Below are 25,345 nucleotides of genomic sequence, written 5' to 3'. Positions count from 1 at the left end.
TGAGTTTCATGGACCTTTCAGTTGTTATTTTAAACTATCAAACTTTTGAGTTAACAAAGAATACTATTAACTCTATTCTAGACTATAATTATCCATTTAGTCTGGAAATATTTGTAGTAGATAATGCATCTAATGATGATAGTTTAGCTCGTTTAAAAGATTATTTTAAAGATAAAGTTAAATTTATAGCATCTAAAGAAAATAATGGTTTTGCAGCGGGGAATAATCAAGCTTTAAGGCATGCAAGCGGCAAATACCAACTTTTACTAAATTCAGACACAATCGTTTGGGAGAATACTTTGGAAAATATTTACAATTATATGGAAAAGAATAGTGATGTTGGGGCATGTGGTTGCAGAGTCATTTTAGAAAATGGCGAACTGGATAAGGCTTGTAAAAGATCTTTTCCAAATGTAAAAAACTCATTCTTTAGATTATTCCACATTCCAACAAATAGTAAAGAAGATAATTATAATTTAAATAATCTTCCGGATGATGAAATCTATGAAATTGACTGTCTCACCGGTGCGTTCATGTTCATGAGAAAGGAAGCTCTTGATGAAGTTGGATTGCTTGATGAGACTTTTTTCATGTATGGTGAAGATATTGATTTATGTTACCGCATTAAAAAATCCGGCTGGAAAATAATTTACTATGGAAAATCCAAAATCACTCACCTTAAAGGTGCAAGCAGTAAAAAACAAAAATCAAAATTGATTTATGAGTTTTACCGTGCGATGTACATTTATTATAATAAACACCTTGCTAAAGAATCATCTTTTATTGTTAATTGGATTGTTTATTTAGGAATTGCTCTTTTATGTATTTTAAAATTATTTTTGAATTTGTTCAAAAAGAAAAGTTAATTAATTAATTGCAATAATATATATAATAAACTAGTTTAGGTAGTTATTATGATTAAGGAAAATCAAAGAGCATTAAATATTTTATTAGTTTTAATTGATGTTTTAGTGATAACACTATCACTTATATGCTCTATTTGGTTAAGATTTAAAACTACTTTATTCGGGCCTATTGGAGGACATTTGGGCTTTTTTAGTTATCTATTATTTTTAGTGTTAGCGGTCATTCCTGTTTATTTAATTTTATACTTTGCATTTGGTTTATATAAACCTCGCAGAACTTATAAAAATATTTTTTCAGAGGCTACGCAGATAATTAAGGTAAATATATTAGCATTCTTTATTCTAGTTTCAATATTGTTTATCATAAATCAGCCAAATTTTTCAAGAATAATGCTCTTTTTATTAGCAATTATAGCAACGTTCTTTGGAATCATTGAAAGGTTTATTATTAGAAGCATTTTAAAGAAGTTAAGAGTGAATAATAAAAACTTAAAACATATTCTCGTCGTTGGAGACAATGATTTGGCATTTACATTTGCACGCAAAATTCGCAATAATCCTTATTTGGGTTTCGTTGTCAGCGGGTTCCTGGGAAGATCAGACCATGTAGGCAGGGAAATTGAAGGAAGTAGAATTATCGGCGCATTTAAAGATATAGATAAGATTTTAGAAAGTAATAGATATGATAGAGTTGTTTTAGCTATTCCTTTAAAATATTATTATAAAATTAACGAGCTAGTGGAGAGCTGTGAAAGAGTAGGAATCAAGGCGGAAATAATTCCGGATTACATTAGATATTTCCCGGCACAGCCATCTATTGACATGATTGAAGATATTCCGATTATTAATATTCGTTACGTTCCTCTTGACGATGACTTTAATAAATTTTTGAAGTACACTTCCGATTATATCATATCAATAATAGCGATAATTATAACCTCACCAATAATGATTATTACAGCTATCGCTATTAAATTGACATCTCCCGGACCTATAATCTTTAAGCAAGAAAGAATGGGTTATAACGGCAAGACATTTATGATGTACAAATTCCGCAGTATGAAGGTTCAAAATCCTAATGAGGAAAAATCCGAATGGACCACACCTGATGACCCAAGAAAGACAAAGGTTGGAGAAATAATTAGAAGAACCAGTATTGATGAATTGCCACAATTTTTCAATGTCTTGAAAGGCGACATGAGCGTTGTCGGTCCAAGGCCTGAAAGACCATTTTTCGTAGAACAATTCAAGGAAACAATACCAAAATACATGGTCAAACACCAAGTGAAACCCGGTTTAACCGGCTGGGCTCAAATTCATGGATGCCGTGGTGACACTTCAATTAAAAAACGTATAGAATATGATATTGAGTACGTAGAAAACTGGCACATGGGTTTGGATTTAGGAATCATGATTAAAACAGCTTTAAAGAGAAATCCTAATGCATATTAATTTTTGTGCATTTTCACATATGTGCACTTTACCAATATTTATATCAAATTTTTTTGAAATATTGGAATTGAGAATACTTTTCAAATGCTCTCTCTAATACTTTATATACACTATGATTATAAAATTATAATTAACTTTTCTATGAGGGGTTTGGTATGCAAGAAAAAATTTTACAAGAATACGAAAAAATTAACGATAAACTTACTGAAGAAGAGTTCTTGGAAGAAATAGAAAGATTAAAAGCGGATAATGATGGATTAAATTTCATTGATGATTTTGAAGCTGCACAAAAGATAGTGGAAAGTTACATGAATCAAGAAACATCAATTGACAATGACATTGAAGAAACATCATTTGAAATGACTGAGGACCTTCAAGAAAGATATGATAAAGTTAAAGATCAAATTTCAGAAGAAGAATTTTTTACAAGAATGGAAAAATTCAGACAAAAAGAAATTGAAAATCCATTCATGACTGATGTTAGTTTGGCGGACATGGTCGTTGGCGAATTAGTCACTGCTGAAGTTGAAACAGTTTCTCAAAGACCAGAATATAATATTGACACAATCGATAAACTTGAAAAAGGCAACAGGGACGTAACTGTTGCAGGTAGAGTAATTTCAATTTCAAATCCAAGATCATTTAAAACTCGTAAAGGTCAAAGTGGAGAAGTTTGCAATGTCGAATTAAAAGATAATACTGGAGAAATAAGAACAGTTTTCTGGACTCAAAACATTAAATTACTTAAAAATGTTAAAGAAGGAGACATTATTCAAATCAAAGAAGTTGATATTAAAGAAGGATATTCCGGACTTGAAGCTAATTTAAGACCAAGATCAACTGTAATTAAATTAGAAGAAGATCCTTCAAAATTCCCAGCATATGAAGAAGAAATTACCAACATTGCCGATATCCAACCTGATACCAAAGTAAATATCATTGCAAGAATCGTTAGAATTCCAACTATTAGAAGCTATGAAAAAAATGGAAAAGAAGGAAAAGTTGCATCTCTTGAATTACAGGATAGTTCAGGACAAATCTCTTATACATTATGGAATAAAAACGTTGAATTAATCAATGATTTAGGACTTGAAGATGGGGATACTGTTAAAATCCTTCAGGCACAAGCACGTGAAAGACCAAACCGTGATGGTGAAAATGAAATAACATTAACCCACTGGGATGGAAGGATAATCAAAGGAGATTATGATGTTCCAGAGGTAGTACAAGAATTTTCACCGATTGGAGATTTAAGAGAACAGAAGGATGTTTCAATTGTAGGTATTGTTTCAAGACTTCAAGATATTAAATTATTTACAAGAAAAACAGATAATACCGAAGGTAAGCTAAGAAACTTTGATGTTAGAGACACAACTGGTGAAATTAGAGTAACTGTTTGGGGAGACGATACTAGTTTACCGATAAATAAAGGAGACATAATTAAAATTATTGGTGGGGATGTTCGTTATGATGAATACACTCAAAGCCAGTACTCCATGAATACAAACTTTAATACTCAAATCTCAATTAATCCTCAAAACTTATCTATCGATGAATTAGATGAATTAAATGCTTTAAGAGAAGAATTACGTCCAACTCCTGTTGGTGAAGTGGAATTATTAGATGATGATGGTATTGAAATAGATATTATCGGAAGAATTTTATCTCTTGAGGATCCTAGAGAATTCCAAAGAGACACAGGCGAAGTAGGTGTTGTTCGTTCAGCAATGTTTGCTGATGAATCCGGTAAAGTTAGATTATCTTTTTGGAATGAAAAAGCTCAAGGGGATTATGGTGTAGGTGAAGCTTATAGAATTGAAAATGCCAGATCTAGACTTGGAATGTACAGTGTTGATTTAAACGTTGGAGGAAGTTCAAGAATTATTAGATTATCAGAAGAAGAAGCATCTTCAATGTTTATTCCTAAATTAGAAACATTGGAAAAAACTCTTTATGATTATATCAGTATTGATGAGGTCGATGAAGATGAAGATGATAAAATCATCATTGGTAGAGTCATCGAAATCTTTGAACCTCGTACTTTTGAAAGAGATGATGGTGAAGGGCATGTTAGAAATATAGAAATTGCTGATGATACAGGTTCTATCATTGTTGTTCTTTGGAATGACGATGTAAATAAGGAATTTGAATTAGGCCAAGCAATTAAACTACAAAACCCTCGTTTCAGATACAATGATAGGACTAATCGTGTAGAAGCCAATGTGTCTGGAGCTACTGCCATATTAGAGCCAAGTGAAACTGAATTAGAGAAATTATCCTCTTATGAAGAATTACTTGAGGCAATCTTTGTTCCAAGATCAATTGAAGCTTTATCAGAATATGATACTAATGTTCATATTACAGCCCAAATTGATGAGGTATATACTAACAGGGTACTACTTAAAAAATGTCCAGTTTGTAATGAAAATGTCGAACATACAGAAGAAGAAGGCGTTTGTGACAATTGCGGACACATATTTGATGAACCAAAATACACTCTTATGATTCCTTTAAGAATTCATGATGATACCGGTGAAATTGAAGCTACTTTCTTTGATAATTTAGCCGAAGAACTTATAGGAATGAAAAAAGAAGAAGTAATTTCTATCACTGAAGTAGAACTACTTTCAATAGAAGATAAACTTCAAGATTTAACTGGTTATACTATTGAATTTATAGCTAATGTTAATTTTGATGAATTCAATCAAACTAATAGATTAAACCCTAAAAAACTATTAAAAAAATATATTTAAATAAGTGAGGAATGATTATCATGGTCGATTTAAGCGATTTACCAGGTGTAGGTGAAAAAACAGCAGAAAAATTAAAAGATGCAGGTTTTGCTGACATGATGAGATTAGCTACTGCTACTCCAAAAGAGTTATCAGTTAAAGCTGAAATCGGTGAAGGTGTTGCAGAAAAAGTTATTGAAGCGGCACGTAGAGCTGAAAACATTACCTTTGAAACCGCATTAGAAGTTGACGAAAGAAGAAAAGATGTAGGACACATAACTGTTGGAAGTCAAGAATTCAACGATTTAATTGGTGGAGGAATCGAAACTCAATCAATTACTGAAGTATTTGGTGAATTTGGGTCTGGTAAAAGTCAAATTTCCCATGAATTAGCTGTTACAGTTCAATTACCAGAAGAACTTGGAGGACTTGACGGGGAATGCGTATTTGTCGACACTGAAAACACTTTCCGTCCAGAAAGAGTCAGACAAATTGCAGAAGCATTTGAATTAGACACTCATGAGGTTTTAAGCAGAATTCATGTTGCACGTGCATTCAACTCCGCTCACCAAATTCTAATGGTGGATAAAATTAATGAACTCATTCAAAGTGGTGTTAATGTAAGATTAGTTATTGTCGATTCATTAATGGCTCACTTCAGAGCGGAATATGTTGGAAGGGAATCCCTTGCTGTTAGACAACAAAAGTTAAACCAACATTTACATTCACTTCAACAAATTGCAAACACTTATAATGTTGCAATATTTTTAACTAACCAAGTTCAAGCTAAACCGGATTCCTTCTTCGGAAGTCCTACCAAAGCTATTGGGGGGCACGTTTTAGGTCACGCTTCAACTTACAGAATATGGCTTAAAAAAGGTTTAGCTGGAAAAAGAATCGCTCGTTTAGTGGATTCTCCTCATTTACCTGAAGGTGAATGTGTATTTAAAATTACTAGCGAAGGTATCGTTAGTTAATTTTATTTTCTTTTTTTCTTAACTTTTTTATACTTTTTTTACAAATATTTACTTACATGAATGCTATAGAAATTACTATTTTATCAATCATTATAATGATTGGACTTGGATATTTCCTTAAAAGAATTGATTTTTTAAGTGAAAATGACTTGGATCCTTTTAATAAAATAGTAATGTACATTTTAATGCCCTGCATGATTTTTCATGCTATTTATTCTGCGGACTTATCACTTCTTTCAAAACTAGGAATACTGCCTTTTGTTATTTTGGCGTCTTCTTTTGTTACTGGAATTGTTTCATATTTCATTTTAAAACAATTAGGATTAGATGATAAAACATTATGGAGTGTTTTAGTCACAGTTATGATTGCTAACACTGCTTTTATGGGCTACCCGGTCACATTAGGCATTTTCGGCCAGGAAGGTTTTTTAAGAGCTATATTTTGTGACATGGCTACATTATGTATCTTTTTAGTATTATCATTTGCTTTAATATTGAAATTCGGCGGAACTCCAAAAGCTGCAGTTAAAAGAATAACATTCTTCCCACCACTTTGGGCAGTAATTTTAGGTTTGGGATTTAATTTCTTTAACATTCCAATCGGTCAGGTCCTGGATAATACTGTCAATTATTTAGGCCAAGGAGCTATTCCTTTAATCATGATTGCGTTAGGTTTATCAATTGATTTTTCCGCTTTGAAGAGAAGCAAATCCATGATTGCATTCACTTCCGTAATGAAATTGGCTTTCTTTCCGGCCATCGCATTCATTGTTGCTTCAAAAATCGGTTTGGTCGATCTTCAATTCACCATATCTGTTGTGGAGGCTGCAATGCCTTCCGGTATGATGTCTTTGCTGCTTGCGATAACATATAAACTCGACTATGAGTTGACATCAGATTGCATATTAATCAACACTGTAATCTCTTTGATTACACTCCCGTTGATAATTATGTTACTTTAGCTAAAAAAGTAATAATTTAATTTAACCTAAATTTTTTATTTTATCAAAAAATGAAAATTACGCTTTATTTAGACAAATACTTTGAATTTAGCTTTAATTTCAAATTTAAAGCTATTTTTAAAGAGATTTTCTCTTCTCATATATAAACTTTACTCCAAGAGATTTATAAATAAGTTTATATATGTGTATTTACTACATAAGTATATCTAATACTATGTAAAAATTATAACTGTTTTTGAAATTGCAATTTTTCATATATATTAGATATTTTTCACGACTTGTACAAGGTGAATTAATATGGCAGAAGAAATAAATAACGAAGAAATTAGGATAGGTGTTTACGTCTGTCACTGTGGTGTAAACATTGGTGGAGTAGTCGACTGTCCTGACGTTGCTGAGTATGCTAAGACATTACCAAACGTCGTATATGCAACCGACTACAAATACATGTGTTCCGACCCGGGTCAAGCTATGATCCAAGAGGACATTAAGGAAAAAGGATTAAACAGAATTGTTGTAGCAGCATGTTCCCCTCGTCTTCACGAACCTACTTTCCGTAGATGTGTAGAAGAAGCTGGATTAAACAAATTCTTATTTGAATTTGCTAACTTAAGGGAACAAGACTCCTGGGTACACATGGACTTACCTGAAGAAGCAACCGCAAAAGCTAAAGATTTAACACGTATGGCTGTTGCAAAAGCAAGATTACTCGAACCATTAGAAGCTACCAAAGTAGCAGTAGATAACAAAGCATTAGTTATCGGTGGTGGAGTAGCTGGTATTCAAACTTCCCTAGACTTAGCTGATATGGGATTCAAAACCTACGTAGTAGAAAGAAACCCAACCATCGGTGGACGTATGGGACAATTAGATAAAACTTTCCCTACTCTCGACTGTTCAATGTGTATCTTAGCACCTAAGATGGTAGACTGTGCAAAACACGAAAACATCGAATTAATTTCCTACGCAGAAGTTAAAGAAGTTGACGGATTCATCGGAAACTTCAAAGTAAAAGTTGAGAAAAAACCTAGATATGTTGATGAAGCTTTATGTACTGGATGTGGATCTTGTCAAGAAGCTTGTCCTATCGAAATACCTAACTACTACGACGAAGGTGTAGGTATGGTAAAAGCTGCATTCATCCCATTCCCTCAAGCTGTACCATTATGTGCAACTATCGATAAAGACTACTGTATCGAATGTAACTTATGTGTACAAGCATGTGGACCAGACGCAATTGACCACAATCAACAAGCTGAAGAAATCGAATTAGAAGTTGGTACTATTGTAGCAGCTATCGGTTACGACCCATTCGATCCATCCGGCATTTACCAATACGGATACGGACGTTTCTCAAACGTAATTACCGCTATGGAAATTGAAAGGATGATTAACGCATCAGGTCCTACCGGTGGACACGTAATTAAACCATCCGACGGTATCGAACCTAAACGTGTAGCATTCATCCACTGTGTTGGTTCAAGAGATGAACAAATCGGTAAACCATACTGTTCCAGAGTATGTTGTATGTACTCCATGAAAAACGCTCAATTATGTATTGACCACGAACCTGATACCGAAGTAACCTGTTACTACATGGATATCCGTTCATTCGGTAAAGGATACGAAGAGTTCTACAAAACATCTCAAGAAAAATACGGTATTGAATTTATCAGAGGTAAACCAGCACAAATCTTCGAAAACGATGATTTAACCTTAACTATCAGAGCAGAAGATACTTTACTCGGTAAAGTAACCGAATACACTTACGATTTAGTTGTATTAAGCGTAGGTCTCGAACACTCTGCAGGATCCGACGAACTCAGACAAACATTAGGTCTTTCCAGATCTGCAGACGGATTCTACATGGAAGCTCACCCAAAACTCAGACCTGTTGACACCTTAACTGACGGTGTTTACATTGCTGGTGTAGCACAAGGTCCTAAAGATATTCCTGACTCCGTAGCACAAGGTTCAGCTGCAGCATCCAGAGCAGCAATCCCAATGGCTAGAGGAGAAGTAGAAATCGAACCTATTATTGCATCCAACGACGAAACCGTTTGTGGTGCTTGCCAAGTATGTGTTGAATTATGTCCATTCGACGCTATTGCAATCGCTACCGGTGTAGGTGGAAAAGAATTTGCACAAATTAACTCCGCATTATGTAAAGGATGTGGTACTTGTGTAGGTGCATGTCCATCTGGTGCAATGAACCAACAACACTTCAAAACCGAGCAAATTATGGCACAAATCAGTGCTGCTCTTGAAGACTTAGGTAAATAGATTTAGAGATTAATTTCTCTATTTCTTTTTTTCTTTTTTTTTAAATTTTTAGATTCTATGCTGAAAATTAGCATATTTTTTCCAGTATTTTCTTAAAAAAAAACGATTCGATGATTTTTTTAGAGGAAAAATTTTAGAATAAGACAAGAAATAATAATATATTAATTTTAAAAATAGTCAATTTAATGTCTTATTGCAGAGAATTAACTCCACTGTTCTCACCCCTATGAGATGAAATAAGGGAACACCATAACAGCGACAGAAAAAACCGTTATAATTAGCAGAAAAATACATGTTAAATATAATTAACAACATATCAATCCACCCCCTATGATTACTTTAGGGCCTTTTTACTAAATATATATTGTTTAATCATTAATTTAAAGCTTGTTGAAGTCTTTATGTAAAATTGCAGTCAAATAAACATGATATATAATTTTTATGGAAATTAAAATAATAATTTAACAATAATCTTTTTTAATTAAGACTATTTTTAAGTTATTCATAACTCTTATATTAGAAGATAAACAAAAATTAAATCATAAATATATAATTGGATATTAGGTGTAGTAAATGACTAATTATCATGATGAAATTTTAAACTTTGAAGAGATAGCAAAAAAGCATACAGAATATATGAGAAACAGTATCAATCTCATCGCTTCTGAAAATGTTACAAGTGTAGAAGTGACCGAAGCAGTAGCAACCGATTTTGCCCACAGATACGCGGAAGGTCAGGCATTCCAAAGATTCTACGAAGGATGCCAATACATAGATTTGATTGAAGACAAAACCAAAAAGCTTTCATGCAAACTTTATGACTGTGAATATGCAAACGTCCAGCCGGTTTCAGGTGTAACTGCAAACCTTGCGGCATTTTTCGGATTCGGTAAACCTGGCGACAAGGTCATGGCACTTGAAGTACCCTCAGGGGGCCACATTTCACACGCAGATGTAAGCGCTGCAGGTATTCGCGGCCTTAAAACAGTTTTCCACCCATTGGACAAAAACGTTATGAACATAGACATCGACGCTATGAACAAAAAAATCCTTGAGGAAAAACCAAACATTATTTTATTTGGTGGAAGCTTATTCCTGTTCCCTCACCCAATCAAGGAAGCCCGTGAAGCTGCCGATGAAGTCGGCGCTACAGTAATGTATGACGGTGCACACGTATTGGGTCTTATTGCAGGAGGCCAATTCCAGCAACCTCTTAAAGAAGGAGCAGACCTGATGATGGGAAGTACTCATAAGACATTCCCTGGTCCGCAAGGAGGAATCATCCTTTCAAGCAAAGAAAACGAAGAACGCATCGATGAAGCAGTATTCCCTGGTGTTGTAAGTAACCACCACTTGCACCATTTACTTGGTTTAGGAATTGCAACTGCTGAAATGTTAGAATTTGGTGAAGCTTATGCAAAACAAATCATTAAAAATGCACAAGCATTAGGTCAGGCAATGTATGAGAGAGGATTCAATGTATTATGTGAAGACTTAGGATTCACAGAATCCCACCAAATCGCAGTTGATTTAACCAATATCAGATCAGCATCCGATATTGCAAAAGAATTGGCTGATAATAATGTAATTTTAAACAAAAACCTCTTGCCAGGAGATAATAGGGATAACTCTGATGATCCATCTGGTATCAGAATAGGTACTCAGGAAATTACAAGACGCGGATTAAAAGAAAAAGAAATGGATGAAGTTGCAGAATTCATCAAACGTGTAGCAGTCGATAAAGAAGACATTGCTGATGAAGTAGCTGAATTCATGAACCAATACACAAAATTGGATTACGCATTCTCTGACAGAGAAGCTTATCAATATCATAATTTAGATTAAAATGAGAATTGCATTTGCGTTTACTGGAGCTGGTCATTTACTTAGAGAATCAGTGCAAGTTGCTCTTGAATTAGCTAAAGAGCATGAAGTTACAGTATTCCTATCAGGGGCAGCAGAGGAAGTCCTTAAAATGTATGGACTTTATGAAAGTGTTGTCAGCATAACTGGTGGGAAATATAGGGAGCTGGCTACTGATTCCAACCAAAAATTTTCATATCCAATTACCGGTCGCCTGTCCTTGGGAAAATACGACCTATTAATAGTCTCACCAGCAACAGCAAATACAGTTTCAAAAATAGTCTACGGAATAGCAGACACATTGGTGACAAATGCAGTAGCACAAGCCGGGAAAGGTGCCGTTAGGACTTACATGGTGCCGGTAGATATTCATCCAGGGCCAATTGATACAGTTCTGCCATCAAAAATAGAATTGTCAAAATGTCAAGACTGTGACGAGTGTGTTGCCAGTTTGGCATGTGAACAGGGTGCCATTATTCCACATTCGGAAATTGACTTGACAAAATGTATTGGTTGCGGTTTGTGTAGAAATACATGTCCAAACGACGCAATTTCAGAAGGCAAAATCATTACAATCTATATGAGAGATATTGACATTGAAAATACTCGCAAATTAGCCAGTATTGATGATATTCAAATCTTTGAAAATCCTAAAGATATATTAGATAAAATCTAATTTATCTCCTATTTTTAATTTTAACTTATTTTTTTTGGTTTCTAAAATATATCTAGCTTGTTTTTTTGGTCTGTAAAATTTCCAAGGTTTTAAAATGGCTTTTTCAAAAATAATTTTATTTTCATCCATGAAATAGACATCAATTTCAAATCTCATAAACATCGTGTGTATTGATGAATCTTTCATGTTTGTTAAAATTAAGCAATGCTTAAAATCTTTTTTTCCCATTAAACCAATCAAACGTTTAAAAAAACTATCTGCATAGATTATTTTCATAAGATAATATTTAATTTCAAAATATAAAAATTTTTAACAACTTAAAATCAACATTGATTTAAATGAAGGTTTTATATTTGATTTTGCCACTTATCAAATCCTCAAGGGCAATTTTGAAGTCTATTTTTTCAAAGGCTCCTGGCACGGAAAGCTGTTCCTCATTGTACACTATAACATAAAACGGCACAGAGTTAAGTCCGTTGAAGCGAGCGTCTTCCATATCGAGATCAACTTCAAGGCCATAGGAGTTGCCTGATAGCATAGGTCTGATTTCCTCTTCGTTTAGGCCGATTGAAGTGGCGATTTTGCTCAGCACGTCAATGTCTGAAATGATTTCATTTTTGGAAAAATTAGCATCATAAATTTTAAAAATCAGATTCTGTGAAAGTTCAGGATATTTTCTTTGCACAAATTTTGCCAACCGGTGAGCATTTCTTGAAGAAACCAATTGAGTGCCTTTGTAATTGATATCTAAACCGTCCTCTTTAGCAATTTCATCGATTTCATCCATTTCCTTTTCGGCTTCGGCAGGGGTGATTCCAAATTTTGTGGCGTGGCGAATAATCATTGGGGTAGTCGGTTCAGTATCTAGCATAGGTTCAAGTTCAAATGCTTTTAATTCCCATTCAGGGTCCAAATCCAGTTCATTAACTGCATCACTTAAACGCTTGAGTCCAATATATGAATAAGGGCAGTTAAAATCACTCCAATAAATAATTTTCATTTTTTCTTTTTCTCTTCATCTTTCTTTTTAGCAATTTTATATAGTTTAATCATATTGTCGACTGCTTTGAAAAGTGAATTGTATTTTCGCATGAATCCCATGAATTAATATATTTAGTTTTATTGTTAATGTAGTTTTAGTAAGTTTGTGGAAAATCCCGTTTAATTTGATTAAATTTATCTTCAAATTTCAAGATTTTCAAAGATTGCCATAACCTTTATTTATTAACTCAAACAAAAAGATACATATTATAAATTAATATTATATATGTGTTTTTTACATCAAAAAAATCCCTTTAAATCGCTTAGAGGTTTTTTATTTTTACACATATTATCTATCAATTTACGAGGAGTTAAAATGCCAATACAAGAGGCAGATAAATCATACAATCATGATAAAATAGAAAAAAAAGTTCAGAAATTCTGGAAAGAAGAAGACACTTTTAAAAAGGTAAATGAACTTAGAGAAAACGGTCCTAGATACTCATTTTTAGATGGGCCACCATACTGTAGTGGTAAAATCCATTTAGGAACAGCTTGGAATAAGATCATTAAGGATTCATACTTGAGATACAAATCCATGAACGGATTTAGCTTAAGAAGACAAGCTGGATGGGATATGCACGGACTTCCAATTGAAAATAAAGTAGAACATTTAATGAACATCCAATCCAAACAAGAAATTGAAGAAAGCATTGGAATCGACAAGTTCGTTAATAAATGTAGGGAATTTGCAATTGAAAATAAAATTGCAATGGAAGAGGAATTCGACCAATTGGGAGTTTGGATGGATTGGGATGACCCATACATGACATTGGATCCTAAATACATGGAATCTTCATGGTGGATGCTTAAAAGGGCAAATGAGCAAAACTTGCTTTTAAACGACCAAAGGGTAATCAGCTGGTGTCCTCACTGTGGAACCGCATTGGCGGCTGCAGAAATCGAATATGAAGAAAAAGAGGATCCGTCCATTTATATTAAATTCCCGGTTCGTGGTGAAGAGAATACCTATTTCCTAGTTTGGACAACCACTCCATGGACATTGCCTGCTAACATGGCAGTTTGTGCAAATCCAGAATTCGATTATGTTTACGTTTCCAAAGATGGGGAAACTTATATTTTAGCCGAAAACTTGATGGAAGATGTTTTAGGCAAACAGATCAAGATTCACAGAACCAAAATACCTGCCGAAAATGAAGACGAAGAAGACCAAATCATTGAAGAAAAAGAGGTAATGTATGAAATCATCAAAACAGTCAAAGGGGAAGACTTGATTGGAATGAGCTATGATTACATACTTATGGATGAAGTTCCAAAACACGCCGAATTCGATGAAATCGAAGCTGTTCATAAGGTGTTGCCTGGTGACCATGTAGAGCTTGGCGAAGGTACAGGATTGGTACATACCGCACCTGGACATGGTCCAGACGATTTTGAAGTTGGTCAGGCCAATGGAATTCCAATTTTCTGTCCTGTAGGCGAAGACGGATGCTTCACAGATGATGCAGGTAAATATGCGGACAAATTCACAAAAGAAGAAAACTCACAAATCATTCAAGACTTGGAAGATAAAGGTTTAATGTACAGGTCAGAAACCATTGAACACAGATACGGAGTATGTTGGAGATGTAAGACTCCTATTATTTATCGTGCAACTAAACAGTGGTTCTTAAAAGTAACAGACATTAAGCAAAAAATGTTGGATGAAATTGAAAAAGTAGAATGGGTACCTAAATGGGCTGGAGAAGGAAGATTCCATGATTGGGTAGACAATGCCCGTGACTGGACAATCTCAAGACAAAGATACTGGGGTATTCCAATACCAATTTGGGAATGTCCGGATTGTGGAGAACTAAAGGTAATCGGTTCTTTAGCCGAATTAAAAGAAGAATCATTAACTGAAATCAACGTGTCCGATTCTGAACTTATCCACAGACCGTTCGTAGACGAAGTTGAAGTCAAATGTGACAAATGTGGAAAAGCTATCAAGAGAATTCCGGATGTTTTGGATGTATGGATTGACTCCGGAGTGGCTGGCTGGGCTTCACTTTACTATCCGGAAGAAAAGGAAAAATTCGAAGATTGGTTCCCTTATGACTTTATTACAGAAGGCCATGACCAAACCAGAGGATGGTTCTACTCACAACTCGGTACAGGAGTAATTGCTATGGGTCAAAGCCCATATCAAAAAGTGTTAATGCATGGTTTCGTTTTAGATGAAAATGGAAACAAAATGTCCAAATCATTAGGTAATGTAGTAGCTCCAGAAGAGGTAATTGAAAAGTATGGGGCTGACGTACTTAGATTCTACTTATTATGGGCTTCAAAACCATGGGATGACTTGAAATTCGTATGGGAAGAGCTCATTAACATTAACAAAATGTTTAACATTTTATGGAATGTATATGTATTTTCAACCACTTACATGTCCCTTGATGACTTCAACCCAATTGGATTAAGTGAAGACGACATTATTTTACGTTCAGAGGATAAATGGATTATATCTAAAGCAAATTCATTAATTAAAGAAGTTTCTGAAGATTTAGATAAATTATTCTTCCACAACGCAACAAGAAAAATCAATAATTTCATCATTGAAGATTTAAGCCGTTGGTATGTAAGACTTATTCGTGGAAGAACTTGGGTAGAAAGCGATGATCCAGATAAATTAGGCGCATACTATAGCTTATACACAGCTCTTGTTAAATTAATCACAGTATTATGTCCAATAGCTCCTCATGTATCAGAGGAAATCTATGAAAATCTTGTTAAAGGCGTAAACCCTGATGCGGCTGAAAGTATTCACATGCTTGATTGGGAATATGATGAAGATGAAATCGATAAACAGTTAGAAGGCAAGATGGATGTTGCTCGCGAAGTAATTGAAGCATCAATAAGAGCAAGAGACATGGCACAATACAAACTCAGATGGCCGGTATCAGATATTACAGTCGTATCTGAAGATGAAGAAGTGTTGGCGGCTGTTGAAGAGTTAACTGAAATTATTAAAGACCAATCAAATACTAAAGACGTATTTTGCGCTAATGAATTTGAAAAATTATCATATAATGCAAAACCGAACCTTAAAATTTTAGGTCCGAAACTCAAAGGAGACATGGGAAAAGTTGTAAAAGGCCTAAAAGAAGCTGATGGTAATGAAATCAAAGCAGAGCTTGAGGAAAAAGGCACTGTAACAATTGAAGGTATTGAATTAAACACAGAAGAAGTATTATTTGATTCAGAACTTCCAGATGATTTTGTTTCATCAGAGTTTGAAGGCGGAAATGTATTTGTAAATACAAATGTTACATTAGAAATCAGACAAGAAGCTATGGCTCGTGAACTGATTAGAAGAGTTCAGGACATGAGAAAAGATTTGGATTTGGATGTTGAAGCAAACATTGATGTAAGCGTTGAAACATCATCCGAATTTAAAGATTTGATTGTGCCACAATCAGATGTAATATCTCATGAAATAAGAGCACGCAGCTTAATAATATCAGATACAGAACAATGCAGTATAGATTCTAAAGATTATACCAAAGAATGGGATATTGAAGGAGATAAAGTAATTATTTCAATTAAAAATTAGGTGTTTCACATGACTTTAGCTGACTCTGAAATTGAATATATTGAAGGAATCCTCGGTAGGGAAATGAATGAATTAGAGGAAGGAATGTTAGACGTAATGTTTTCTGAACATTGCTCATATAAAAGTAGCAGACCTTTCTTAAGGGCTTTCCCGACCGAAGGGGAAAATATTATATTAGGTCCTGGAGACGATGCCGGACTTGTAAGCGTAACAGACAAATATGCTTTAGCGGTTGGAATGGAATCACACAACCACCCATCAGCTATTGAACCTTATGGGGGAGCAGGAACCGGTATTGGAGGAATATTAAGAGACATTATTTCCATGGGAGCAATGCCAATTGCACTTTTAGACTCTCTACGTTTCGGCCCTCTTGAAGAAGATCAAAAATCAAGATATTTATTCGAGCATGTTGTTAAAGGAATTTCTGATTATGGAAATCGTGTAGGGGTTCCAACAGTCGCTGGGGAGATTGAATTTGATGAATCATTTAGAACAAATCCTTTAGTAAATGTAATGTGTGTGGGACTTGTTGAAAAGGATAAGATTGTTCGTGCACAAGCACCTTATCACGGCGATGTATTCTTCTTAATGGGAGGAACAACAGGACGTGATGGAATTCATGGTGTAACCTTCGCATCAGAAGAACTCACATCAGATTCTGAAACTGAAGACAGGCCAGCTGTACAAGTAGCTGATCCATTCACCAAAAAAAGAGTTTTAGAAGCTTCATTAGAAATCTTAGAAAAAATCAATGTCAGCGGTGTTAAGGACTTGGGTGGTGGAGGCCTCACCTGTTGTATTTCAGAATTAGTGGATTCATCTCAAAATGGAGCGTTAGTCGATTTACGTGCAATTCCTTTGAGAGAAACAGGAATGACTCCATATGAAATTATGCTTTCAGAATCCCAAGAAAGAATGGTATTTGTAATTAATCCAAAAGATGTGGAACTTGCTCAGGAAATCTGCGACAAACATGAAATCGTATCATCAGTAATCGGCGAAGTCATTGAAGGAAATAACATGATTATTTCAGACAACGGTGAAGAAATTGCTAATTTGCCAACAATATTATTGGCAGACCCACCTTCAATTGACAGGCCAATCAAAGAAATTCCAGAAGATACTGAAAAAATAGTTCTTAAAGAACCTGGAGTTTATCAATCTTTACCTAAATTGTTATCATCTCCAAACATCGCTTCAAAAGAGTGGGTTTACAAACAATATGACCATGAAGTTCAAGTTAGAACTATTGTAAAACCGGGCGATGATGCTGCGGTTTTAAGAATTGATGAAAATACTGCTATTGCACTTACAACAGATTCAAACACAATTCACACCAAATTATCTCCATTCGATGGAGCTGGAGGATGTGTTGCAGAAGCAATCCGTAATGTAATTTCAATGGGAGCGACTCCATATGCGGTTGTTGACTGTTTAAACTTCGGAAACCCTGAAACTCCAGAAATCCTATGGCAATTCAAAACAGCTATTGAGGGAATGAGTCTTGTTGCAGAAAAATTCAATGCACCGGTCATCAGTGGAAATGTAAGTTTCTACAATGAAACCGAAGGAATCAAAATCAATCCAACTCCTGCAGTTGGCGTAATAGGTGTGGAAGATATTGAAAACATAAGAACCCTTGACTTTAAAAACGAAGGGGACAAAATCATCTTAATAGGTAAAACCTATGATGAGTTAACCGGTTCAGAATATCATAGAGTAATTCATGGAATAGAGAAAGGAACCGCTCCAAGAATCAGAATCGATGAAGAAGTTGCCAATGGTCAATGTGTCTTAGATTTGATTTCCGCTGATAAAGATAAGAACATCACAGCGGTTCATGACGTCTCAGCAGGAGGTCTTGCTGTAGCATTATCAGAGATGGTCATTAAATCAGGTTTAGGATGTGATGTAACCTTACAAGATGATGAATTAGATAAAATACAGTTATTATACTCAGAAAGTCATGCAAGATACTTGTTAACTGTTAAATCTGATGCCTTAGATGATATTTTAAATCAAATCGATGTTCAAGCTGAGGTTATTGGCGAGGTTAAAGGCACTTCATTAAATGTCAACGGTCATGAATTTAGTTTTGATCAGTTAAATGATGCATATCATGGAGTTATTGAAAAATATATGGCATAATATTAACTTGGGGGAGTTTACACATGTTTTTTTCAAAACTTGAATCGCTAAAAAATGCTATAAAGCTGATTTGTGATAATCAAAAGGTCACTGAAATAGAAGAAATTTCTATTCATGATGCTCACAAAAGAGTATTGGCTGAAGATATAATTGCATTTCATGATTCACCGCCATTTGATAAATCAGCAATGGATGGATTTGCATTGATTGCAGAGGATACGTTCGGCGCAGGACAATCTGCACCAAAAGAATTTAAGATTATAGATGCAATTGGTGCTGGAGATTTTTCATCTAAAAAAGTTAATCATAATGAAGCTATTGTAATAGCTACTGGAGCACCTATTCCCGATGGGGCTAATGCAGTTTTAATGAAAGAATATACTACAACTGATGGTGATGATTTAACAATTTACTCTCAGGTAACTCCTGGCGAAAATATTTCACCTAAATCTGAGGATATCGAAAAAGGCCAAAAAATCTTAGATAAGAATACCTTCATCAGATATCAGGAATTGGGGTTAATTGCTTCAGCGGGCTATGACACTGTTAAGGTGTTCAAAAAACCTAGAGTCAAAATAATTATTACAGGCAACGAGTTAGTTGAGCCTACTAAAGATGAAATCGATAAAGCAAAAATTATTAATTCTAATCAGTTTACTATAAAAGCAATGGTTGAAGATTCCGGAGCTATTGCGGATATTGGCCGTGCTGGGGATACTTTTGATGAGGTAAAGCAAGCCATATTGGATGCTAGCAAAGATTATGATGTTATCATGACCACCGGCGGAACAGCTATTAGTAAAGGTGATGTCGTACTTGATGTAGTTGATGATATCGGTGAGATATTGTTCCATGGGGTTGCAATTAGGCCGGGCAAACCTGCAGGTGCGGGAGTTATAAATGGTAAAATGATTTTTACATTTTCAGGCCAACCTGTTGCGGCAATGTCTCAGTTTGACATGTTTGCTAGAAAATACTTATTTGAAATGCAAGGAAGGTCTTTTGATTTTCATATTCATAAGAGAACATCACAGCTTAAAATACCTTCACAATTAGGTAGGACTGATTTTATACGTGCGGTTGCAGATGATGAACATGTGAAGCATGTGTTGAATAGAGGTTCCGGCATAATTAGGTCGATGGTTGAGGCTAACAGCTATATCATCATTAATGAAAATGATGAAGGATACCAGAAGAATGATATAGTTGACGTTATCTTATTCGATTCACTACTTTGGTAGCTGAAGAGGTATTTTAATGAATGGGATTTATTATTATTTGATAGCTTTTGTTATCATCTGGATATTGGTTGCAATATTCCATGAAAAATTATCAAATCATGGTGTTGAGCTTAACTTTCCAGTAATAATGTGGAAGACACAAAGGTTAAGAGGACTAATATCCAAAATTTCCAACATTTCACCAAAATTTTGGCGATGGTACATGAATATCGGAATCATTGTAGCTTTTGGAGCCATGATATTCATTACATGGATGATAATTTCCACATTGCCATCTATTTTTGAAACGCCTTCTGTTTCTATTGTTATTCCGGGGGTGGATATTCCAGGATCTCCAATTTATATTCCATTTGTTTACGGTTTAATTGCTCTTGCAACAGTTTTGGTTGTACATGAATTTTCACATGGTGTACAGGCAGTTGGGGAAAACATATCAATTAAATCAATAGGTCTGTTATTATTTGCAATTATTCCTGGTGCCTTTGTCGAACCTGATGAAGAAGAATTAAAACGGGCAAAAAGAACTTCAAGACTAAGAGTTTATGCGGCGGGGTCAATAGCGAATATAACACTAGCATTAATAGCATTACTACTTTTATCATTAGTATCTGCTGGAATACCACATTATTTTGAAGAGGACGGAATTGTAATCGATAGAATTGTTTCAGATTCACCTTCCGAGGGGATATTGAAAGAAGGTATGATTTTAGAAGCCATTGATAATCATAAAGTTAATGATTCCCAGGCTTATAGCAATATAATATCTTCATTTTCTCCAGGAGATAATGTAACGGTCCAGACAGATCAGGGTACATATCATGTAACTCTTGGAAAGAATCCAAATAACGAGTCCAGAGGATTTTTTGGAATCCAGGCAAATAAACATTTCGAGTTAATTGATGATAGTTTAGGTCCAATACCTTGGATTTTATTTGAGCTCGCCGAGCTGTTTGAATGGATTTCAATGTTAAACTTGGGAATTGGTTTATTCAATTTACTTCCGCTCAAACCACTGGACGGCGGGTACATGCTTGAAATATTGCTTAGCTATAGATTATCCGAAGAACAGTATAAGCCACTTGTAAATGCTATTTCCGGAGTTATGGCAATGATAATCGTTGTCAGTATACTGGCAGGGTTCATGTAATTTTTTAAAAAAAGAAAAAATTGAAAGAATAATTAAATTCTTTCGATTTAGAAGTATCTTTCTAAAATTCCTTCTAATATTTTGTAGTGGCGGCCTTCGTCTTTGGAACTTTCACGGAAAAAGTCGGCTGCAGTTTCAATGCCTGCTTCTTCAGCTTTGTCAGCAGCTTCCCTTTTTTCAGCGTTAGCCATTTTTTCTCCGCCCATCATCCATTCGATGTTTTCTTTGAGGGTAGGTTTAATGATTCCGTTCATTTCACAGAATCTTGCTGCATGTTCAGCTTCTTCCCATGCTAATCTTTTAAATACTTCAGCTAATTCTCCATAACCTTCTCTGGAAGCTTGTCTGGACATAGCTAAGTAAATTCCAACTTCGTTTGTTTCTCCTTCGAAATTTCCTGCCACATAGTTTTCTACAGGAGTGTCTTTTGTGATTCCGATTTCATGTTCGTATTTTACCATAGCATCACCATTATAATTCTTTACATGCTTGTGCTAATTTTTTACCTAATTCATAGCTTGCTTCTTCTTCTTCAGCATTTGGTACAAAAACAATTTCTTGGGTGTCAATTACATCAAATCCGCAGTTTCCTAATTCTTCAGCGAGTTTTGCAGGGGATCCGCCTCTTCCACCCATTGAACCAAAGGTAACTGCTTTTCTTTCAATACCTGTTCTGTTGAACAATAATCCTTTCAAGTAGTACATGATGTCACCAATACTAGGATATGGCACATCATTAATTGTTGGGTCACCAACAGCTATTCCTTTACTTGTCAAGATACTTTTAACGATTTCTGATCTTTCATCTTCGTGTAAGAAGAAGATTTCCACATCATATCCTTCTGACATTGCACCTTCTGCAATTTCATGAGCCATTTGTTGGGTTGAGTAATGCATTGTGTCGTAGATAATTGTGATTTTGTCTTCACATACACCTGTTGCCCAGTTTTGGTAAGCTCCAATGATTTGCATTGGGTCGGTCCAGATTTGACCGTGTGATGGTGCAATCATTTTAATTGAATCAAGCAATCCTAATTCAACTACTTCATTTAATTTTTTAAGAACTAATTTTGAAAGTGGGGTGATTAAGTTTGCATAGAATTTTTGTGCCGCATCCATTAGGATGTTTTCAGGGATTTCATCTGAGAATCTTTTGGTGAAACATAAGTGTTGGCCAAACGCATCATTAGGGAATAAAATTCCTGTTTCATCGGCAAGTAATGTGAACATGCTGTCAGGCCAGTGTAGCAAGAATGCATCAAGGAATGCTAATGTTCTTCCGCCAACATCCAGGCTGTCACCGGTTCCTACAGTGATAAATTCTGCTCCTTCAAGTGCAGGGTAGTGTTTTAACAAACCGTTTACTGCAATTTTAGAACAGTAAATAGGTGCTTCCGGGAATCTTTTGTGCAAGTCCACTAAGACACCGGAGTGGTCTTTTTCCACGTGGTTTTGGATAATGTAGTCGACTTTGACTTCTCTTCCTTCTTGAGCAAATGCATCATCGATACGTGCCATCATTTCTTTGGTTTTACCAGGATATGCATTATCAATGACTGCTACTTCGTCTTCACCGAATACAATGTACGCATTGTAGGTGGTTCCGTCTAATGTGTAACCGTGGTAGGTTCTTAAATCCCAATCGAGTACACCAACCCAGTATACTCCATCAGCTATTTTTTGTGCATTAGCTTTCATTTTTAAATCTCCATTTTGCTTTAATTCATATATAAAATCAACTATGAATTTAATAATTATTTTGAAATTGTTATTATATATAATTTTGTTTTATACGAACAGTTTCAAAAGTTCAGATACTTATTACTTTTCAACCGCTCTCTCTCAAGATTTTTTATAAATAAGCAATAAAAGTGATTAGTATGATAAATGACGAGTTATTAAGAAATTTTTCAATAAGCTGTAACCATTCACAGGGCACATTCTTAAGCTATGAACTTTCGCTTAGAAAGTACTGTGAGTATTTCGGTATGAGCTTAAAAGAGCTTCTTGATGAAGCTGAAGAAGATGAGATGAATGGTGTGAAATGGAAACACAGTCGCTTGAAAGCAAAATTGGTTGAATACAGGCATTACATGTATCAGCATTATGCTCCGGGAACTGTGAGAAAAGAGATGAACTGCATCAAATATTTCTATAAATTCTATGACATAGAGATATTGTCACTGCCTAAGATTAATGAAAAAAGCATTCAAAAGCCGGCTCCGATATATTTCAAGGACTTGCCGGATAAGGAAGTAATTAGAGAAGCTTTTCTAATTGCTTCTCCTCTAATGAAAGCTATAATATTGTTTTCCTGTTCCAGCGGATGTGCCAGAACGGAAACACTGAGCCTGACAATCGGAGATTATATTGAGGCATTGTCTGAATATCTTCCCTACAGGAATATGGACATCTTTAATGTAATCGATTATCTAAATAATGTCGATGATGTGGTTCCGACATTTAGCATTTTAAGGAAAAAAACAAACAAGTATTACATCACATACTGCAGTCCTGAAGCTGTAAAGGCCATTAATGCATATCTGTTGCTTCGTGATAAACCTTTAACTGATGAAAGTCCACTGTTTAGGATTAGCAGGACATATATGGTGCAGTCATTTGAAATGATCAATGACACTTTAGGCCTAGGTAGGGTTGGAAAGTATCGAAGGCTTAGAAGCCATATGCTCAGGAAGTTTCATGCATCCGCATTGTATAATAGTGGTATGAGTTTGGACAAGGTCAATGATTTGCAGGGCAAGGCCAAAAACAAAACGGACGCAGCATATTTCATGACAAATCCTGACGATTTGAAATTTGAATATATCAAGCATCTTCCTGCAGTAACAATCAATACCGATGTTGAAAAGCTATCTATTAAATCACCTCAGTTCATTCAAATGGAAAAGGAAAATGAATCCTTAAGGTCAGAAGTAGGCAGCATGAGAAATGAAATTGAGGAGATGAGAGGTTTGAAGAAAGAACTTTTGGGCATCATAAACATGATTGGTGAAGGGTAATGTTATAGATATGATAAAGTAGGGTGATAGCATTTGGCATGTTTTTGCTGAATGCTGCCATGATAATATTAAAAAAATAATGATGTTAAAACGATTGACATGACTTAACTTAAGAAAAGATTTATTTAAATATTATAGATTTATAATATCTGTCTTCTTTTTTTATATGAATCAATCGTTAATATCTCTTATTTTTCTCATTACGCTTTGATTCTAAGATATTTTAAATTCAAATATTTTTGTTAAAATCAAAGTTTTATTTGGTAAGAGTGTGTAGTGAGTAGTATAATCTTACATAAATTCATGAATAATGTAATTGGCGGTAAATTTTATGCTAAAAAATCTTCAAAGAAAGATTTTCAAAAAAATTAGAAGTGAATAATATGGTTCAAGTAAATAATAAACATCGTTGTTCTGTTTGTAATTCAGAAATAAATGCATATGAATTTTATATGAGTGAAGATAAAAAGCAATATTTTTGCTCTGTCGATTGTGCTGAACAAAGACTAGAGGAATCTAATTTTATGGAAACTATTACAGGTTACGGATTTTGTCCTGCTTATAGATATTGTAAACAATTAGATAATATTCGGGGAAAATGCACATTTAAACATGAACTCACTAAAAGCCAGTTTAGTGCATCTCATATTCCAAGATCCTATGAATCTCCAAATTACTGTTCTCCTGCAGAGACTTCACAAATAATAAGCAATGTTAAATTATTTAATTATGTTAAAAGATCTGAAGAGGAATCTGCAGAGTTGAATAAGTCTAGTTTTGAGTTAAATAAATCAACATATTCATTGACTAGGGTAATGTTGTTTGTAAGTATTGCAAATCTTATTTTAATAGTTGTGCAAATTTATTTGCAAGTATCTTCAGCATAACTTTTTGAATAAATGGTTTTATAAATACAAAAAGACAGTATTTATTGTGATAATATGGTAGAAATAACAATTATTAATAGAATCCAAGAATTAAATTCTGTATACAGTACATTTGAAAGTCTTAAATTACATCCAGTACATATCAAAGAAATAAGAATTTTATTTAAAAATTTTAGAAGCATCACGATTAGTAAAAATGCTAAAATTCTAATTGATGGGTATGAATGTTGTATTGCTGGAGAATATTTTGATTTAAGAAATGATGTTCTTGCAGAAATACATTATATTGGATAATATTTAGAAGTAGTTACTTTAATTACTTTCCAATTTTATTCAATTTTTGGATAATTTCATCATTAAATTTATCATCTTAAAATTTCAATAGATGTGGTGATATTATTATATTGGATGTTATGGATTAAACTTATTTAAGCTATTTTTTTATTTTAATATTCGATTTAAACTTCAATATTGTTATTAATATAAAAAATTAT

At 34.4% G+C, this 25,345-nt stretch carries 19 protein-coding genes; 15 read left to right on the top strand and 4 right to left on the bottom strand.

Annotation, left to right across the window (positions count from 1 at the left end):
• Nucleotides 1-8 precede the first annotated feature (8 nt).
• From IKS50_RS04705 to IKS50_RS04670, 8 genes are all read left to right on the top strand, one after another.
• Nucleotides 9-866, top strand: coding sequence for a glycosyltransferase family 2 protein (locus IKS50_RS04705; protein WP_292846124.1), 858 nt, complete (start codon nucleotides 9-11; stop codon nucleotides 864-866).
• 48 nt (nucleotides 867-914) lie between these two features.
• Entirely contained in the window at nucleotides 915-2,318 is a 1,404-nt protein-coding gene (locus tag IKS50_RS04700; RefSeq protein WP_292846121.1) for an undecaprenyl-phosphate glucose phosphotransferase, read from the top strand.
• Nucleotides 2,319-2,473: 155 nt separating this feature from the next.
• A complete protein-coding gene (locus tag IKS50_RS04695; RefSeq protein ID WP_292846118.1) occupies nucleotides 2,474-5,071 on the top strand; it encodes an OB-fold nucleic acid binding domain-containing protein in 2,598 nt (865 codons plus the stop codon).
• A gap of 20 nt (nucleotides 5,072-5,091) precedes the next feature.
• Entirely contained in the window at nucleotides 5,092-6,027 is a 936-nt protein-coding gene (radA, locus tag IKS50_RS04690) for a DNA repair and recombination protein RadA (RefSeq protein ID WP_292846115.1), read from the top strand.
• A gap of 56 nt (nucleotides 6,028-6,083) precedes the next feature.
• Entirely contained in the window at nucleotides 6,084-6,989 is a 906-nt protein-coding gene (locus IKS50_RS04685; protein ID WP_292846112.1) for an AEC family transporter, read from the top strand.
• Nucleotides 6,990-7,286: 297 nt separating this feature from the next.
• Complete coding sequence (locus tag IKS50_RS04680) at nucleotides 7,287-9,272, top strand: CoB--CoM heterodisulfide reductase iron-sulfur subunit A family protein (protein ID WP_292846109.1); 1,986 nt, start codon at nucleotides 7,287-7,289, stop codon at nucleotides 9,270-9,272.
• A gap of 573 nt (nucleotides 9,273-9,845) precedes the next feature.
• Nucleotides 9,846-11,117 carry a serine hydroxymethyltransferase gene (glyA, locus tag IKS50_RS04675; protein WP_292846106.1) on the top strand — a complete coding sequence of 424 codons (1,272 nt, stop codon included), beginning with the start codon at nucleotides 9,846-9,848 and terminating at the stop codon, nucleotides 11,115-11,117.
• Between the two features lies 1 nt (nucleotide 11,118).
• A complete protein-coding gene (locus IKS50_RS04670; protein ID WP_292846103.1) occupies nucleotides 11,119-11,811 on the top strand; it encodes a dihydromethanopterin reductase (acceptor) in 693 nt (230 codons plus the stop codon).
• Here the strand turns inward: IKS50_RS04670 and IKS50_RS04665 are convergent.
• Both IKS50_RS04665 and IKS50_RS04660 read right to left on the bottom strand, forming a co-directional pair.
• Nucleotides 11,797-12,039: a DUF192 domain-containing protein gene (locus tag IKS50_RS04665; protein WP_292846100.1), complete on the bottom strand. Its 243-nt coding sequence runs from the start codon at nucleotides 12,037-12,039 to the stop codon at nucleotides 11,797-11,799. The two genes, IKS50_RS04670 and IKS50_RS04665, sit on opposite strands and share 15 nt — an antisense overlap.
• 106 nt (nucleotides 12,040-12,145) lie before the next feature.
• On the bottom strand, nucleotides 12,146-12,811 hold the full coding sequence (locus IKS50_RS04660; protein ID WP_292846098.1) for a DsbA family protein: 666 nt from the start codon (nucleotides 12,809-12,811) through the stop codon (nucleotides 12,146-12,148).
• Between the two features lie 357 nt (nucleotides 12,812-13,168).
• On the opposite strand from IKS50_RS04660, the gene ileS reads away from it, so the two are divergent.
• From ileS to IKS50_RS04640, 4 genes are read left to right on the top strand one after another with little or no spacing between them, the layout of a single operon-like run.
• Complete coding sequence (gene ileS / locus IKS50_RS04655) at nucleotides 13,169-16,405, top strand: isoleucine--tRNA ligase (RefSeq protein ID WP_292846096.1); 3,237 nt, start codon at nucleotides 13,169-13,171, stop codon at nucleotides 16,403-16,405.
• Between the two features lie 9 nt (nucleotides 16,406-16,414).
• Nucleotides 16,415-18,556, top strand: a complete 2,142-nt coding sequence (purL, locus tag IKS50_RS04650) for a phosphoribosylformylglycinamidine synthase subunit PurL (RefSeq protein WP_292846093.1) — start codon at nucleotides 16,415-16,417, stop codon at nucleotides 18,554-18,556.
• Nucleotides 18,557-18,579: 23 nt separating this feature from the next.
• On the top strand, nucleotides 18,580-19,797 hold the full coding sequence (gene glp / locus IKS50_RS04645) for a gephyrin-like molybdotransferase Glp (protein WP_292846090.1): 1,218 nt from the start codon (nucleotides 18,580-18,582) through the stop codon (nucleotides 19,795-19,797).
• A gap of 16 nt (nucleotides 19,798-19,813) precedes the next feature.
• Nucleotides 19,814-20,944: a site-2 protease family protein gene (locus IKS50_RS04640; protein ID WP_292846087.1), complete on the top strand. Its 1,131-nt coding sequence runs from the start codon at nucleotides 19,814-19,816 to the stop codon at nucleotides 20,942-20,944.
• Nucleotides 20,945-20,991: 47 nt separating this feature from the next.
• Here the strand turns inward: IKS50_RS04640 and IKS50_RS04635 are convergent, their stop codons facing one another.
• Nucleotides 20,992-21,405 (bottom strand): ferritin family protein, encoded by a 414-nt coding sequence (locus tag IKS50_RS04635; protein ID WP_292846084.1) that lies wholly within the window; start codon nucleotides 21,403-21,405, stop codon nucleotides 20,992-20,994.
• A gap of 10 nt (nucleotides 21,406-21,415) precedes the next feature.
• On the bottom strand, nucleotides 21,416-22,642 hold the full coding sequence (locus tag IKS50_RS04630; protein ID WP_292846081.1) for an FprA family A-type flavoprotein: 1,227 nt from the start codon (nucleotides 22,640-22,642) through the stop codon (nucleotides 21,416-21,418).
• Nucleotides 22,643-22,932: 290 nt separating this feature from the next.
• Between IKS50_RS04630 and IKS50_RS04625 the strand changes: the two genes are divergently transcribed.
• The 3 genes from IKS50_RS04625 to IKS50_RS04615 all read left to right on the top strand — a co-directional run bounded on the left by IKS50_RS04625 (nucleotide 22,933) and on the right by IKS50_RS04615 (nucleotide 25,145).
• Complete coding sequence (locus IKS50_RS04625) at nucleotides 22,933-23,964, top strand: tyrosine-type recombinase/integrase (protein WP_394357523.1); 1,032 nt, start codon at nucleotides 22,933-22,935, stop codon at nucleotides 23,962-23,964.
• 383 nt (nucleotides 23,965-24,347) lie between these two features.
• Entirely contained in the window at nucleotides 24,348-24,851 is a 504-nt protein-coding gene (locus IKS50_RS04620; protein ID WP_292846075.1) for a hypothetical protein, read from the top strand.
• A gap of 54 nt (nucleotides 24,852-24,905) precedes the next feature.
• On the top strand, nucleotides 24,906-25,145 hold the full coding sequence (locus tag IKS50_RS04615) for a hypothetical protein (protein WP_292846072.1): 240 nt from the start codon (nucleotides 24,906-24,908) through the stop codon (nucleotides 25,143-25,145).
• Nucleotides 25,146-25,345 lie beyond the last annotated feature (200 nt).

The organism is Methanobrevibacter sp., from assembly GCF_017539065.1.
Taxonomy (GTDB): Archaea; Methanobacteriota; Methanobacteria; order Methanobacteriales; family Methanobacteriaceae; genus Methanocatella.
This window is presented reverse-complemented; position numbering and strand designations above follow the sequence as displayed.